11 protein-coding genes are annotated in these 14,428 nt (G+C 48.2%); 4 read left to right on the top strand and 7 right to left on the bottom strand.

Going from position 1 to position 14,428, the window contains the following annotated elements; genetic code table 11:
• Positions 1–6: 6 nt before the first annotated feature.
• From JNN12_09675 to JNN12_09655, 5 genes are all read right to left on the bottom strand, one after another.
• On the bottom strand, positions 7–912 hold the full coding sequence (locus tag JNN12_09675) for an ABC transporter permease (protein MBL7978601.1): 906 nt from the start codon (positions 910–912) through the stop codon (positions 7–9).
• A gap of 4 nt (positions 913–916) precedes the next feature.
• Positions 917–1,930: an ABC transporter ATP-binding protein gene (locus JNN12_09670; GenBank protein MBL7978600.1), complete on the bottom strand. Its 1,014-nt coding sequence runs from the start codon at positions 1,928–1,930 to the stop codon at positions 917–919.
• Between the two features lie 54 nt (positions 1,931–1,984).
• Positions 1,985–3,427, bottom strand: coding sequence for a gamma-aminobutyraldehyde dehydrogenase (locus tag JNN12_09665; GenBank protein MBL7978599.1), 1,443 nt, complete (start codon positions 3,425–3,427; stop codon positions 1,985–1,987).
• Between the two features lie 91 nt (positions 3,428–3,518).
• Positions 3,519–4,718, bottom strand: a complete 1,200-nt coding sequence (locus JNN12_09660) for an ABC transporter substrate-binding protein (GenBank protein ID MBL7978598.1) — start codon at positions 4,716–4,718, stop codon at positions 3,519–3,521.
• Between the two features lie 565 nt (positions 4,719–5,283).
• Entirely contained in the window at positions 5,284–5,901 is a 618-nt protein-coding gene (locus JNN12_09655; GenBank protein MBL7978597.1) for a hypothetical protein, read from the bottom strand.
• Between the two features lie 301 nt (positions 5,902–6,202).
• Between JNN12_09655 and JNN12_09650 the strand changes: the two genes are divergently transcribed.
• The 4 genes from JNN12_09650 (at position 6,203) to JNN12_09635 (ending at position 10,401) form a co-directional block, all read left to right on the top strand.
• On the top strand, positions 6,203–7,135 hold the full coding sequence (locus tag JNN12_09650) for a tetratricopeptide repeat protein (GenBank protein MBL7978596.1): 933 nt from the start codon (positions 6,203–6,205) through the stop codon (positions 7,133–7,135).
• Positions 7,136–7,250: 115 nt separating this feature from the next.
• Positions 7,251–8,144: a shikimate dehydrogenase gene (locus tag JNN12_09645; protein MBL7978595.1), complete on the top strand. Its 894-nt coding sequence runs from the start codon at positions 7,251–7,253 to the stop codon at positions 8,142–8,144.
• Between the two features lie 274 nt (positions 8,145–8,418).
• Positions 8,419–9,804, top strand: a complete 1,386-nt coding sequence (locus JNN12_09640) for an HD domain-containing protein (protein ID MBL7978594.1) — start codon at positions 8,419–8,421, stop codon at positions 9,802–9,804.
• A 6-nt stretch (positions 9,805–9,810) separates the two neighbouring features.
• On the top strand, positions 9,811–10,401 hold the full coding sequence (locus JNN12_09635; protein ID MBL7978593.1) for a PepSY domain-containing protein: 591 nt from the start codon (positions 9,811–9,813) through the stop codon (positions 10,399–10,401).
• 144 nt (positions 10,402–10,545) lie between these two features.
• On the opposite strand, the gene JNN12_09630 is transcribed toward JNN12_09635, so the two are convergent.
• Positions 10,546–12,831 (bottom strand): hypothetical protein, encoded by a 2,286-nt coding sequence (locus JNN12_09630; GenBank protein ID MBL7978592.1) that lies wholly within the window; start codon positions 12,829–12,831, stop codon positions 10,546–10,548.
• A gap of 209 nt (positions 12,832–13,040) precedes the next feature.
• A complete protein-coding gene (gene mtaB, locus JNN12_09625) occupies positions 13,041–14,360 on the bottom strand; it encodes a tRNA (N(6)-L-threonylcarbamoyladenosine(37)-C(2))-methylthiotransferase MtaB (GenBank protein ID MBL7978591.1) in 1,320 nt (439 codons plus the stop codon).
• Positions 14,361–14,428 lie beyond the last annotated feature (68 nt).

Below are 14,428 nucleotides of genomic sequence, written 5' to 3'. Positions count from 1 at the left end.
TGATATTTAGAGTGCATCAAACGCACCAGCCTTTCGTGCGCCCAAGAGATAAAAGACCATAATCACCATCGGGAGTACGGTAAAGGCTGCCGCAAGGGGCAAGTTTCCGGCTGTTCCTTGATAACTATAGACCGCCATCCCGATGAAAGGGGTGGAGTCTCCGATGATGGAGGGAATGATATAATCGCCCAGTGTAAGCGAGAAGGTAAAGATGCTTCCGGCCACCACGCCCGGTGATGCCAAGGGCAAGACAATCCGGCGAAAAGTTTGCAAAGGCCGCGCCCCCAAATCCCCTGAGGCATCCAACAAAGAATGTGGAATGCGCTCCAATGACGATTGAATGGGCAAAATCATATAGGGCAACCAGATGTAGGTAAAGACCAGAAATAAGCCAAAATTGGATACGGATAGCGAGGAGCCGCCCACAACGGGCATGGAAAGTAGCCACTCCAACACGCCAGAAAGCCCTAATTGGGCAAAAAACCAAGAAACAATGCCTTCTTTGGCGAGCATGAGCTTCCAGGCATACACCCGAATGATATAGGAAGACCACAATGGCAAAACAACCGCAAAATAGAGCAACACCTTGAGACGTTTACCCGCGTAGCGAACGCTGTAATAGGCCAGCGGGAAAGCAATAAGAACCGAACCCATCGTTACCGAAAGTGCCATAACCATCGTTTTTAATACAATGGTCATATGCGCCGCCGAGAATAAATCGCGGTAGGTAAGAAACGACAGCTCGCGCACTACTTGCCCGGTAAAGCCATCCAAATGATAAAACGACTGGAACAAAAGCGCGGCCAAGGATCCGAGATAAATCACCAGCATCCAGCCCAAAGGTGGTCCCAGTAATAAGGCTAGTAATACAGCAGGATGATTGTATAAATAAGTAGAAAAACGTCGGATCATAGGCTTAATCGGATAATTTGTTGAGGGCTTCTTTTGCCCAAATCACCTGCACGGTATCCCCTTTGCGCTCGTCTTGGGCTTCTCGGTTCTGGTCAATCACTTGGAGCAATAAACCTTCGGGGGTTCGGACGGTGAAACGGGTGAAAATGCCAAGATATACCACATCTGCTACCACACCTTGTAGCCGATAATGGTTGGCGGGTACGGGAACTTGTTCTTGGAGGAGGTGCATCTTTTCTGGACGAACCGAGAACGTGCCGTATTCTCCTGTAAGTTTGTGCGCAATTTCATCCGAAATCAGGTTGGAAGTTCCGACAAAATTGGCGACAAATGCCGTTTGTGGATGCTCGTACAGGTCTTGTGGTGAACCAATTTGCTCAATTTTACCTTGATTAAATACAGCAATTTGGTCGCTCAGCGCCATTGCCTCTTCTTGGTCGTGTGTTACAAAAACAAAAGTAATACCCACTTCTTGTTGGATGGCTTTTAGCTCCACCTGCATTTGTTGTCGCAATTTTAGGTCTAACGCGCCCAGTGGCTCGTCTAAGAGCAAGATTTTAGGACGATTGATAAGGGCGCGTGCCAATGCGATGCGCTGGCGTTGCCCGCCGGAAAGCTGATTGGGTTTTCGGCTTCCTACCTCTGGCAGATGCACCAAATCCAACATCTCTTGTACCCGTTTTTGGCGCTCGGCTTTCTGGACTTTGCGGATCATCAACCCATATTCCACATTTTGCGCTACGGTCATATGAGGGAAGAGGGCATAGTCCTGAAAGACGGTGTTTACGTCCCGTTCGTAGGGCGGCAGGTTTGTGACTTCTTGTCCAAACACCCGAATGATGCCGGAGGTGGGGAGGTCAAAGCCGGCGATCATCCGTAGGCAAGTGGTTTTGCCCGATCCCGAAGGCCCCAGCATGGTAAAAAAAGCACCATCGGAAACTTGAAAACTGGCTTCGTCCACTGCTTTTACGGTGCCAAAATGTCGGGAGACTTGCTCGAAAGAAATGGCTGGATTCATGGAGGTTGGGAGGCTAAAAAAGGCGGGCTACCTATCTGCAACCCGCCCGACTTCTTAACTATTGGCAATCATAACGTGTTTTGTGACCTGATAATCCGACACGGCTTCTGCAGAAAGGTCTTTTCCAAACCCAGATTGCTTAAACCCGCCGTGTGGGGTTTCGGAAGTGAGTGGGATGTGGTCATTCACCCATACCGTTCCATACTCCAGATCGCGGACAACCCGCATGGCGCGTGCCACATCCTTCGTAAAGACCGAGGCCGCCAAGCCAAAGTTCACATCATTGGCCAAGCGCACCGCTTCTTCCTCATTTTTGAACGTATTGATCGTGAGAACTGGCCCAAATACCTCGGATTGGATGATTTCGGACTTTTGGTCGGCCTCTACAATCACCGTTGGTTCAAAGAAGAAGCCATTTCCCAAGTCTTTTGGCGCACCGCCTCCTGTAAGAACCTTTGCTCCTGTTGCTTTGGCCCGTTCTACAAAGCCCTGCACCCGTTCGCGTTGTGCCGAAGAGATTAGTGGCCCCATTTGGGTTTCATCGTCGAAAGGCATTCCAATCACCACGCTACGCATGGCTTCCACCACGGCTTCTTGTACGTCCTTCATCCGATCTTCGGCCACATAAATCCGCGTAGCAGCCGTGCAATCTTGACCCGTATTAAAGGTTGCACCGATGGTCGCTTTGCTGGCAAAGGATTCTACATCGGCATCGTCAAACACGAGGAGGGGTGCTTTCCCACCCAATTCCAAATGTACCCGTTTTAGGGTATCTGCGGCGGTTTTCATGACCTTTTTTCCGGTTCCTGTAGAACCTGTCAGGCTCACCATGCGCACATCGGGATGTTCCACAAGTGCTTGTCCGGCCTCGTTGCCACCTGTAAGGATATTCACTACTCCTTCCGGAACACCAGCCTCGGCGATCAACTCCGCCAAGAGTAGGGTAGAAAGTGGTGTTCCCGGTGCGGGTTTTAGAATGGTCGTGCATCCGGCGGCCAGTGCTGGCCCCAATTTCCAGATGGCCATCATCAGCGGATAGTTCCAAGGGGCAATTTGTGCAACCACGCCCACCGGTTCACGGCGAAACATGGACGTAAATCCGTCGGTAAATTCACCCGCATGAGAGCCGTGTACATCGCGAGCAGCAGCGGCAAAAAACCGCAAGTTGTCTATGGCAAACGGTAAATCTGCGCCCAAGCTCACAAAACTGTAGGGCTTTCCGGTGTTCTCGCTCTCGGCCTTGGCCAAACGCTCGGCGTGTTGTTCGATCAAGTCTGCCAATTTCCACAGCGCATACGACCGATCGCGCGGAGGCTTTTTAGACCATCTTCCATCCTCAAATGCCGTTTTTGCTGCTTGCACGGCCCTATCTACATCCTTTGTACCAGCATTAACCACTTGGGCGATTTCCGCGCCCGTGGCAGGATTGGTAATGGTCATCAGGCTTCCGTCTTTGGCATCTGCCCATGCACCATTGATCCATAATGTATGTTGCATTTCTTTAAACTGATTGATAAATGAAGGTTGGCTTTAAGCAAAAGCCGGGTAAACTTTATGATCATCTACCCGGTTTACTATGGTGGTATGACTATGACTTACTGGCCATAACTGCTAAATACTGCTTTGTCCACTCGCTATAAGGAACACATTTGCCGTTCGGACAATCGGGTGTTTTCCAGAAGTGGATTTTATCGAAGTTCTGAATGCCATTGGTTTTACACCCTTCCGCACCAAGTAATGTATTGTTGTTACAGGCATCGGGAACAGCAGGAACAGAGCCAAACCATGCGGCCAAGTCGCCTTGTAGTTTTTTGTTTAGCGAATGATTCAACCACTTATAGGCACAATTCGGATTGGGGGCTTTGGCGTGCATCATGCTGGTATCGGCCCATCCGGTTGCACCTTCTACGGGGATTACGCTTCCTACTGCGGCTTTGGCGGCGGTCAGGCCATTTACTTGGAACGGCCAAGAGCCAGTTGCCACAACACCTTCGGTTTTGAAGTCATCCATTTGTACCATTGCATCGTGCCAATACTTGTTGACCAAAGCACGTTGCCCTTTCAGCAAAGCAATAGCGGCATCAAACTGGGCTTGTGTCAGCTCGTATGGGTCTTGAATGCCGAGTTCAGGTTGATGGTGTTTCAGATACAAAGCGGCATCTGCAATATAAATAGGTCCGTCAAATGCTTGTACACGACCTTTATTAGACTTTCCGTCTGGCAGGTTCATTTCTTTAAAAACGATATCCCAGCTGGTAGGCGCTGTTTTGAAAACCTTGGTATTATACATCAAAACATTGGATCCCCATTGATAAGGAACGCCGTAGTGAACACCATCTACGGTATGCCAAGAAGCATTTTGCAGGCGACTATCCACCGTTCCCCAATCTTTTATCAGGTTGATGTTGATGGGTTGAACCATGCCGCCTCGGATGAGTCGCATCGAGGCGTCACCAGAAGCGGTTACAATATCAAATCCGCCTTGGTTCATGAGTGTCACCATTTCGTCGGAGGTGGCCGCCGTTTTAACTTCTACTTTGCAGCCAGATTCTTTCTCGAAAGACGTTACCCAGTCGTAGTTTTTATCCGTTTCGCCACGTTCAATATATCCCGCCCACGCAATGATCGAGACTTTGCCTTCGCCTTTTCCAATGCTTTCCAATGCTTTGGCATTGTTGCTGCCCGTAGGGGTATTGTTCTTTTCGCTACTGTCGCCGCCACAGGCCGAGAGCATCATGCCCAGCAATAGGCCCAGTGGAATGGATAAAAACGGAAATAGTTTGCGCATGGTATGACCTCCAAAATGCTAAGATGAGTGAACCGGACGTATAGGGTGCCGATTTTTGTAAACGTTTCCAAGATAAGTCATTATACAGGGGGCAAACAATAGCGAAGAGAAGGTGAAGGTGCATCTTTTTAAACACAGTAGGCGGATCTATGTCAATTTGATAATGAAATGCTCCTATTATTGAAATAAACGTAATCTCAGAGAGGGTTTTCGCCGGGATCGGCTTCTTCTCAAATAACTACCTGTTTTCAAAGTATATCCTGCTCCGGGGCACAATCTGCCCATTACTTGGCAAGGAAAAAGGTTTTGGTAGCCTATTCGTTAAGGTGGATGATATGGGATAAACCGGATGATTAGCAGCGCAATTTCGGACAATCCTGTCTCCTTATACGGCAAAAGGGCCCAAGTTTCCTCGTAGCCCTTTAGCAAACAACATAATGATGGGATATGCAATGAGTCTTACACCACAAATTTACGATGTACAAAAGTTAAAAAACAATCGTAAAAAAGCAATAAAAAAGCCCGATCGTTTAAAAAATCGGGCTTTAGAGCCGTTTTATCGTAATTAAGCAGCAAATGCAAAACGATTCTCGATGGAAAAGTCTTGAGATACGGGAACACGTTGTGCTTCTACATGCTGAACAAAAGCCTCAAGATCGGTGCCGGAGAGTCCAAGAACCACTGGATGATGTTCGGTTACCAACAGCGCATATTGTTGTTCTGTGCCATTGATGACAGGCATGGTGGCCTGATAGCGGCGGTAGTGGCTGTGGAAGAGGTCGGCTGAAATGATCTTTACTTGCTGAATTTCGTCGTAACCGATGGCTGTCCGCAAATCACCACTTTGGATGTTTACTGAGGAGGACGTACAAGTTATGGTGGCGGCAGGCTTAAACCCAACTACACAACCAAAAAGGAACGTAACAATAAAAGAAAGTTGTACAAGCCAATAGGTAATGGCTACATCGCCTTGCGGATTTGCCAAAACCTCTTCCCGAATAAACGCCCAAGCAAATTGGTTGGCCAGCATGAGGGCGATAATCAGCGTGGCAGCAGCAAGGATGAAAAGGTTCTCGGCACGGTAAGTGTCGTTTGTATGCTTCCGAATAAATTTGCCAAGAGGAGAATAAGCCATATTGAAACGGCTGGCGATCCGGAAGATCAACAGTTGGTAAGTTCCCACGTGATTCGTTTTGTTTGGTTACAAAGTTAGTAAACTATCTGACTGGTTTGGTAATCCCGAAATTACAATAAAAAGGAAAGGAAATACAATAATGACGCAGTGCGTTATATTAAGGGGGTGTGGATTTTATCGTTTTACCTCACTGCAAAGCGCTTGCACACATGTGAATTCACCAAATTATCGTATTGATCGAGGCTGAGTATCAATCTGAGACGTTGAATAAACCCTTTTTAAGACAGGATACTCCAAGTTAAGTTCGGAAAATCATTCTCCGAAATATTCTGAGCAACCACCACCATCTATGTTCGATTTTGAATTTGAATCGCCGGAGTTCTCGACCGAGTCAGCCCATACTGCGTCTTTATTAACGACCTATGGCCAAAATCCGGAGTCAGTCATTGACCCCGAACTTTTGGCACACATCGCAATTTGGTATCTGGAACATAAAAACCCACATGAAGCCCTCGGTGCGATCTCGCGATTACTGGCCTTGTACCCGGCCTCCACATCGGGCTGGTTTTTAAAAGGATTGGCATTGAATGCACTCCAGCGTCCCGCCGATGCACGGGATGCCTTCCGGCAACACCTTATTTACAACCCACTTGATGCCGATTCGATGGTTCAAATTGGCCAAACCTATGAACAAACTGGTTTTCCAGCGGAAGCCGTTGTTACCTATGAAACCGCGATTGCTGCCGATGCTTTCCATGCAGAGGCGCACTTCCGTTTGGGGTGGTTGCTGGAGAAAATGAACCGCTACGAGGAGGCCATTCGTCATCTGAGGGCCTGTGTGAAATACCAGCCGGAGCACGAGGAAGCCTGGCATGAATTAGGGTTCTGCTACGAAATGTTGGAAAAAGACGCCTGTGCCCTTTATTGCTACGAGCAGCAACTGAACATCAATCCTTACGCTTACCTTACGTGGTATAATCGGGGGATTGTGTTGTCGCGGATGGGGCGTCTCAAAGAGGCCCTTAGCTCGTATGATTTTGCCACCGTTGTGCAAGAAAAATTTACGGCTGCTTGGTATAATCGGGGTAATGTACTCGCAAGGCTTTCTCGGTTCGATGAAGCCATTGTTTGTTATCAAATGGCGTTGAATGTGGAGCCAAAGGATGCAGCCACCTTATATAACCTTGCCTTGGCCTATCGTCAGAAGGGTGACCTAGATGCCTTTTCGACCTATTGGCAACAGGCCGCTAAGCTGAATCCGCATTTGTTACGCCACCGATGAAAACGCTTAACCGAAGATAATGACGGAAAACGGTGTCCGGGTACATGAAAGGTGTGGTCGAGTACTTATTTTGGCCTTGTTTGCTCCTTCAATCATAGCCTAAGAGACGTTCATTATGTTTCCGAATGTGCATACAAAGCCGATTGCGGTACTTGGCTGGCCGATTCATCACTCTCTTTCTCCACTCATTCACAATGCTGCTTTTCGGGAGCAGGGCCTAAACAGGACTTATTTGGCATCACCTGTTCAGCCGGAGCACCTCGCAGCAGCCATTCGCGGGCTTCTGGCATTGGGGTTTTCGGGGGCTAATGTTACGCTTCCGCATAAAGAAGCCGCTTTTAGGCTGATGGATCAATGCTCCGAGGCGGCGCAAGCCATAGGTGCAGTGAATACCATTGTGTGTAAAGTGGATGAAGAAGGTCGCCCATTCCTTTATGGAGATAACACCGATGTGGTTGGGTTTTTGGCGCCGCTATGGCCCCATGTTGCAGCATTTGCCGGAAAAGAAGCAGTGGTTTTTGGGGCAGGAGGTGCAACACGGGCGGTGCTCTATGGTTTATTGATGCATCTAGACCTAAGCAACATCCGGTTGGTCGTCCGCTCACCAGAAAAAGCACAAGGATTGGTTGCTGCCATGCGGCCTTATGATCCTAACGAGAAAATATCTATTGCTGAATGGCCTGTAGCTGGGCCTGCCATTCGGGCGGCACACCTATTGGTTAACGCTACGCCAAAAGGAATGTACCCTCGTGTGGAAGAGTCTGTTTGGGCTGATGTGAAGGATTTTGGGGTACACCATACCGCCTACGACCTTATTTATAACCCGATCCAAACCCGTTTTCTGAGGGATGTAGCCGATGCTGGAGGCAAGACCATTGGCGGGCTTGAAATGTTTATTGGGCAAGCGGCGGCGGCATACAGTCAATGGACACAAGCCGAAATGCCCGTGACGGTGGTACGGGAAGCCTTGAATAGGCATTTTTCCAAAGGGGCAGGTCATACAGAATGACGGTTTTGCTTGAAGCTGATAAGCGGGACATCTGATCTTTTGGTAACCGCACAGGGAGGTTTTACGTGGGGAAAACCTGTTTATAAAAAGGAAACAGCAGCATCCTGATCCGTTTTTTGAAATACATCCACATCAAATCTTGTATCTTCAACGTCTGTGATGCCGAACAGGTACCCCCATTTGTCCATTTGCTCTTTTGGTTTAGGAGATACAACCCTTGAACAGGCTTCCATATTCAGACATTCTTCGCCGGATTGGTACACTTGCAGACGAAATGGCCCTGCCTGCCTATATGGTGGGTGGTGGCGTGCGTGATTGGCTCTTGCAACGGCCAACAAAAGATTTAGACTTTGTGACGGTTGGCGCTGGAAGCGGTATTCGGTTGGCACAGGCCGTGGCAGATGCCTATGGGGTGGGTATGGCACATGTACACAAAAATTTTGGAACCGCAGGTGTACACCTGTATCTCTCCGGAGGCCATTCTTTGGCCTTGGAATTCGTGGGTGCGCGTAGCGAGAGTTATTCACGAGATTCCCGCAAGCCCGTTGTTGAAGAGGGAACCTTGGAGGAAGATCAGAATCGTCGTGATTTTACGATTAATGCCTTGGCTGTTTCGTTGAATGTGAATACTTTTGGTACACTACTGGATCCTTTTGGCGGCCAAAAAGACTTGGCTGAACAACTCATACGGACGCCTTTAGACCCGGAGGTTACTTTTTCTGATGATCCATTGCGAATGATGCGTGCTGCCCGTTTTGCTACCCAACTCGGGTTTACCATCCATTCAGAGGCTTTGGTCGCCATGAAAAAAATGGCTGAACGTATCCGGATTATCAGCATGGAGCGGGTTACGGACGAACTACAAAAGATCATGGTGTGTCCTGTGCCCTCTATTGGCTTGCGGATTCTGTACGAAACAGGGATATTGGCTCATGTATTTCCTGCCCTTACTTCCTTGGCGGGTGTAGAAAACATGGAAGGCCATAAGCACAAAGACAACTTTTTTCATACCCTGCAGGTCTTAGACAACCTTGCTGAATCGCTCGCTGGGCGTCCTGCGGAAGAAACCCGTTGGCTTCGCTGGGCGGCATTATTACACGATATCGGGAAGCCGAAAAGTAAACGGTATGTACAAGGCATTGGCTGGACGTTTCACGGCCACGAAGACCGTGGCGGGCGGATGGTCCCGGGTATTTTCAAACAACTGCGTTTACCCGTGGACGATCGGATGCGTTATGTGCAAAAATTAGTCTCGCTACATCATCGTCCGGTGGCTTTGGTGGATGAAGTGGTGACCGATTCGGCGGTGCGGCGTCTCTTATTTGATGCAGGGGAGGACCTTGAAGACTTGATGGCACTTGTTAGGGCAGACATTACCACCAAAAATCCGCAACGTGTAGTGCGTTATTTGGCCCATTTTGATTTGGTGGAAGAAAAAATGCGCATTGTTGAGGAGAAAGACCGCCTTCGTCATTTTCAACCGCCCGTAAAGGGCAATGAAATTATGGCGGTTCTGGGACTAAAACCAGGCAAAGAAGTAGGGATCATCAAAAAGGCCATAGAAGAGGCTATTCTCGAAGGACGGATTCCGAATGAGCATGAAGCCGCTTTTGCGTATATGCTGACTGTAAAAGATGAACTTTTAAAAACGGTAACCTAATCTTCCATGCAAGGTATCGAAAAACGAAAAAAACAAGCCCAAACGCTCCGTACTTTTCGGACGATTCATCGGATAACTGGTATTTTTCTCTTTGTTTTTTTTATGGTGATTGCCGTCTCTGGCTTGTTGCTGGGGTGGAAAAAGAACAGTAATGGATGGTTACTGGCGCCTACCCAAAAAGGAACCACAACGGAGTTGCGGGAATGGAAACCTTTACATGAATTGCAGGCCGTGGCAAATCGGACCTTACACGAAAAAGTTTCGCCCGAACTTTCTACACAGTTAGACCGAATTGACGTCCGACAAGACAAGGGAAGCGTCAAATTTGTCTTTGCAGATCATTATTGGGGCATTCAATTAGACGGGGCAACCGGAAAAGTGCTGCTCATTGAACGCAGAAATGCCGACTTGGTAGAGCACATTCATGACGCCTCTATATTGGATCGTTATTTAGAGACCCAAGGTGGGATTATTAAACTTTTGTACACCAGTATCATGGGCTTGGCCTTGTTGGTATTTAGTATCACTGGTTTTTGGCTCTGGTACGGTCCGCGTCAGATGCAACGAAAGCGTACTTTGCAAAAACATAAAACATAGAACAGCACTCCATATGCCTTGTACCCAAAGGAGGGACATGGCAGAAGGTAAACGAGAAAAGGTTTTTTATACCCTCCGAAGTTGGGGATAAAAAAATCCGCCAGAATATTCCAACGGATAGGGATTCAGTCGTGGGCGACGGGTTTATTGAGGCGTTGACGTCTGCGAGACTTTGGCAGAATTACTATTACCAAGCGCGGCCTCTGAACGGGCGTCTGGTAACATTTCAGGGGCGAATAAAGCCGCCCTATCATGCATATCCTGCTTCATCTTGATCGTTTTTCTTCGTTCAATAAAGTATTTCAAGGCCCGATATACATATACCAAAGAACCTGTCATCGAAAGCAAGACAAAACTTGTGACGACCACATTGTGGTAACGGGTGTAATCCGGATTAGGACCCACAAACATCGCAATTGGAAAAAACAAGTCTGCCAACCCGTGCGAAAGTTGGTGATACAAATTGGTCAGCATTGGGAGGGGGGATGTCGTAAAAATGCGCAAATCCACCACATGGTCGAACCACTCTGATCCGAAAAAAAGAAACAAGACCGGAAACAAGAGCCCCCAGACTGCAATTCGGATGCGTAAGATAACCCGTTTGGTCATGCGGTCTTCCAACTCTGGTGCATTTTTATTGGTGGCATCGGTAAGCATGACCGTCATTTGCCTCCACTGAATCATTAGCTCCATTACGCGGAAGTATAGCCAAAGGATACCGATCAGAATGCCTATGAGGAGCATGGCCCAAGTTCCGATGGTGATAATGCCCGTAAAAATGACAGGTGTAATAGCCGTTATTCCAATGGTAGCCCATAAAGCGGGCCGCTTCGTGGAACGAATCCACTCCTGAAAAGATTTTCCGGTTAAGGTAGCAAGCAATTCTGAGAGGCCATACCCCCCAAGAAAAGTAAAGGCCAGCAGGGTTCTGGAGACCAACTCCGAATCGTCGAATAATTTTCCAGCGCCTTCTTTGGCAAAAGAGGTTCCAAGGCCAAAAAACAACAGTAGGGCGCTCAAAACCGTCCAAAAAATCAAGGGAAGCAAGACATAAGAGATTTTGGTCACTTCTTTATAGATTTTCGGAATGTACCACTGAACAGGGGCGGCTTCATTGTTTTTGGTCGTGGCCTGATTCGCCTCCGCTTGCTGATCGAAGGCCATCATGTCCAGCATGGTTTTCCGGAAATTCTGTTTTTTGCGTGGTTTGGGGTCGGTAATGGGCTTGTCATCTATGGTAACATGCAAGATATGCCGGAACAACTCGGCATCTGTCCAATAATCTACATGGGCCTTTCCGGGAACTGGATACCGGACAAATACTTTGTCTTCGACAGTTTCGAACAAATGTCTGATTACGGGTTTTTTTTCCAAAAAGTCTAAGTTATGGCCTACGGGGTCTTGCTCGTCACAATAATTAAAGTGTCTAATTTTTTGAACCTGTGACGCACGTTCGGACCAGACCAAGCCCTTCCATTTCGGATGATTGAGGTTGTCTAGGTGGTGGTAATTTTCTGGCCACAGCATCAGAAACTTATCTATAGGGGAGCCTAAGGTTACATAATTTTTGACGAAAGGGAACCAAGACGCTTCGGTTGCGGCTCCGTCAACCAAGGCATCCAACGACATGACGGTGCCAAGGCTGTGTGCAATTACGTGGTAAACAGGTTTACGGGGTTCACCACCCATAAGTTTGCGTTCCATTTCCGTCATATCATGCGCACGGTGTACCTCGCTCATTTTGGCGTGAAAACGCTTGATTGCATCTTCTCGGCAGGTCATGTATTCGGCATAAAGCTGAACATCACCTAAAAACTTATCAAAAATAAGTTCGGATAAAAACCGGAACCGAAGCGAAAGTACCTGCTGTATGGGAATCAAGGTTTTACGCAGGTTATCTAAGAGCACCTTCAGTTGAATCTCTACATTGGCTTGGTAAAGGCCAGAATGAGACACTTTGTCGCGCCGTTGCGCATTCCAACGTTGTTCCACGCGGTTGATTAAGGCCCGTGTCCACAGGTTAACGGGTTCGGCGGCTTTTGGAAAAAGTTGGGTGGTGACATCGCCCCAGAAAAGATCCACGAACCGGATATTGGTGCCACAGTCGGAAGGTTCTCCTAAAAAAGTTGCTGTGGGGGTTCCTGAAGCAGGGGCACAGACGTCTTGATCATTGGATGTGGTTTTGATGGGAATGCCTTTGAATTCTACCCATTTTTGACGCCCACCAGAGGGGAGCATCCGCCCCAGTGAAATGGTGTTTTCTTTAATCCCCAACTTAAGATCAAGGTTGGGGTACATTTCCTTTGCCCGAATCTCGGCCATGCGATTGATGACGGGCAGAACAGTGGCTCCTTCGCGTGGTTCGCCCATGCCATGCACGACGACCAAATAGTGTACCTGCGAAGGGTCGGAAAGGGAATTGGTTTCCATGAAGCGCGTGTTTTTGCCCCAACCTACATAAGTGGCGATGACGGGCGTTTGATAAACAACCATAACCGGAAAAGCTCCCTTTCTTTTCCGTTGGGTGGTGGGTCTATGGTTCTATATTATAGTATAGACTAAAAATCGCGCCAAAAAATAACTTCAAAAAAAAATAGATATTTTTGAGGCCTTGGATAGCCTTTTTATTGCCGACTTGGTCAAAGAATTGAGATAAAAGCATTTTCTCCCCGTTTCACCGTTCCGTCTTCGGCCAAAGTCCCCAAGGTTACTATTTCGATAGCTCCGGCCTTGTCAGGATCATACGGCGTCTGGACTTTAACATAGTTATCGGTGAAGCCAAACATAAGTCCGCCTTTTTCTTCGTCCTCCCAAAGCACTGGACGTGTGGTTCCCGTATTTGCCTGATGAAAGGCCAATCGCTTCTTGGCGGATAAAATACGCAACATTTTGCTTCTGCGTTCGCGTTCTTTTGCAGGTACTGGTGTTCCCATGCGCGTCAACTGTTCCACGGCAGTCGTGTTGGGTCGTTCCGAATAGGTAAATACATGGAAATACGAGACGGGCAACTCGTGCAGGAACTGGTAGGTCTGCTCGAAATGGGTCTCGGTCTCTGCCGGAAATCCCACAATGACATCCACTCCGATACAGGCATCGGGCATGAGGTGATGGATACGCTGCACACGCTCTGCATACAGTTCGCGGCGGTATCGTCGGCGCATTTTCCCCAAAACCTCGTTGTCGCCACTTTGTAGCGGGATATGGAAGTGGGGCTGAAATTTGTTAGACTCGGCAACAAACCGCAGGATGTCGTCCGTGAGCAAATTGGGTTCGATAGAGGAGATACGGAAGCGTTCCACTCCTTCGAGTTGGTCTAACTCGTACAGTAAAGCGAGTAGGTCGGTTCCATGTTCTTGTCCGTACAACCCAATATTGATACCAGAAAGGACAATTTCCTTATATCCTTTTTCAATGACTTCGCGGGCGGAACGGAGCGTTTCGGGGATTGGTGCCGATCGGCTCTTTCCACGTGCTTGTGGGATGGTGCAAAAAGAACAAGTATAGTCACATCCGTCTTGTACCTTCAGGAAAGCGCGGGTACGTTCACCGGAAGAGTATGACGGCCCAAAGGCCACGACATCATCTATACAAGAGACTGCCACTTGTGTTTGTGGCTGCTTCTCGAAGGTTTTAAGGAGGGAGAAAATTTGGAATTTTTCCTGTGCGCCGAGCACCACATCCACTCCGGGAATTTGGGCAATTTCTTCTGGTCTGAGTTGTGCATAACAACCCGTAACAATCACAAAAGTGTCGGGATTGGCGCGTAGTGCCCGACGAATGGCATTACGGCACTTGGCCTCGGCCTGCTCGGTGACGGTACAGGTGTTGATCACCGTTACGTCGGCGGCTGTTTCGAAGGGCACGGTCTTGTAGCCTTGCGCCTTAAAGTCGCGGGCAATGGTGCTGGTTTCGGCATAATTCAGTTTGCAGCCAAGGGTGTGAAACGAGACACGAGACATTCCGGTACCTTCTTTCATTCGTTGGTTTTAGGTTCGCATTGACGAAAATATGGCATCAGGCTACGTAA

The sequence above is a fragment of the Bacteroidetes Order II. bacterium genome (assembly GCA_016788705.1).
In the GTDB taxonomy this organism is placed as follows: Bacteria; Bacteroidota; Rhodothermia; order Rhodothermales; family UBA2364; genus UBA2364.
The sequence above is the reverse complement of the archived record's forward strand: the minus strand, read 5'-3'. Positions and strand labels throughout refer to the sequence as shown.

Excerpts from the sequence above, each read along its gene's own strand:
- JNN12_09660 (MBL7978598.1), bottom strand. The coding sequence starts at position 4,718 with ATGCGCAAACTATTTCCGTTTTTATCCATTCCACTGGGCCTATTGCTG.
- JNN12_09630 (MBL7978592.1), bottom strand. The coding sequence starts at position 12,831 with ATGGAAACCAATTCCCTTTCCGACCCTTCGCAGGTACACTATTTGGTC.
- JNN12_09650 (MBL7978596.1), top strand. The coding sequence starts at position 6,203 with ATGTTCGATTTTGAATTTGAATCGCCGGAGTTCTCGACCGAGTCAGCC.
- JNN12_09675 (MBL7978601.1), bottom strand. The coding sequence starts at position 912 with ATGATCCGACGTTTTTCTACTTATTTATACAATCATCCTGCTGTATTA.
- JNN12_09635 (MBL7978593.1), top strand. The coding sequence starts at position 9,811 with ATGCAAGGTATCGAAAAACGAAAAAAACAAGCCCAAACGCTCCGTACT.
- JNN12_09665 (MBL7978599.1), bottom strand. The coding sequence starts at position 3,427 with ATGCAACATACATTATGGATCAATGGTGCATGGGCAGATGCCAAAGAC.
- JNN12_09640 (MBL7978594.1), top strand. The coding sequence starts at position 8,419 with ATGGCCCTGCCTGCCTATATGGTGGGTGGTGGCGTGCGTGATTGGCTC.
- mtaB (MBL7978591.1), bottom strand. The coding sequence starts at position 14,360 with ATGTCTCGTGTCTCGTTTCACACCCTTGGCTGCAAACTGAATTATGCC.
- JNN12_09670 (MBL7978600.1), bottom strand. The coding sequence starts at position 1,930 with ATGAATCCAGCCATTTCTTTCGAGCAAGTCTCCCGACATTTTGGCACC.
- JNN12_09645 (MBL7978595.1), top strand. The coding sequence starts at position 7,251 with ATGTTTCCGAATGTGCATACAAAGCCGATTGCGGTACTTGGCTGGCCG.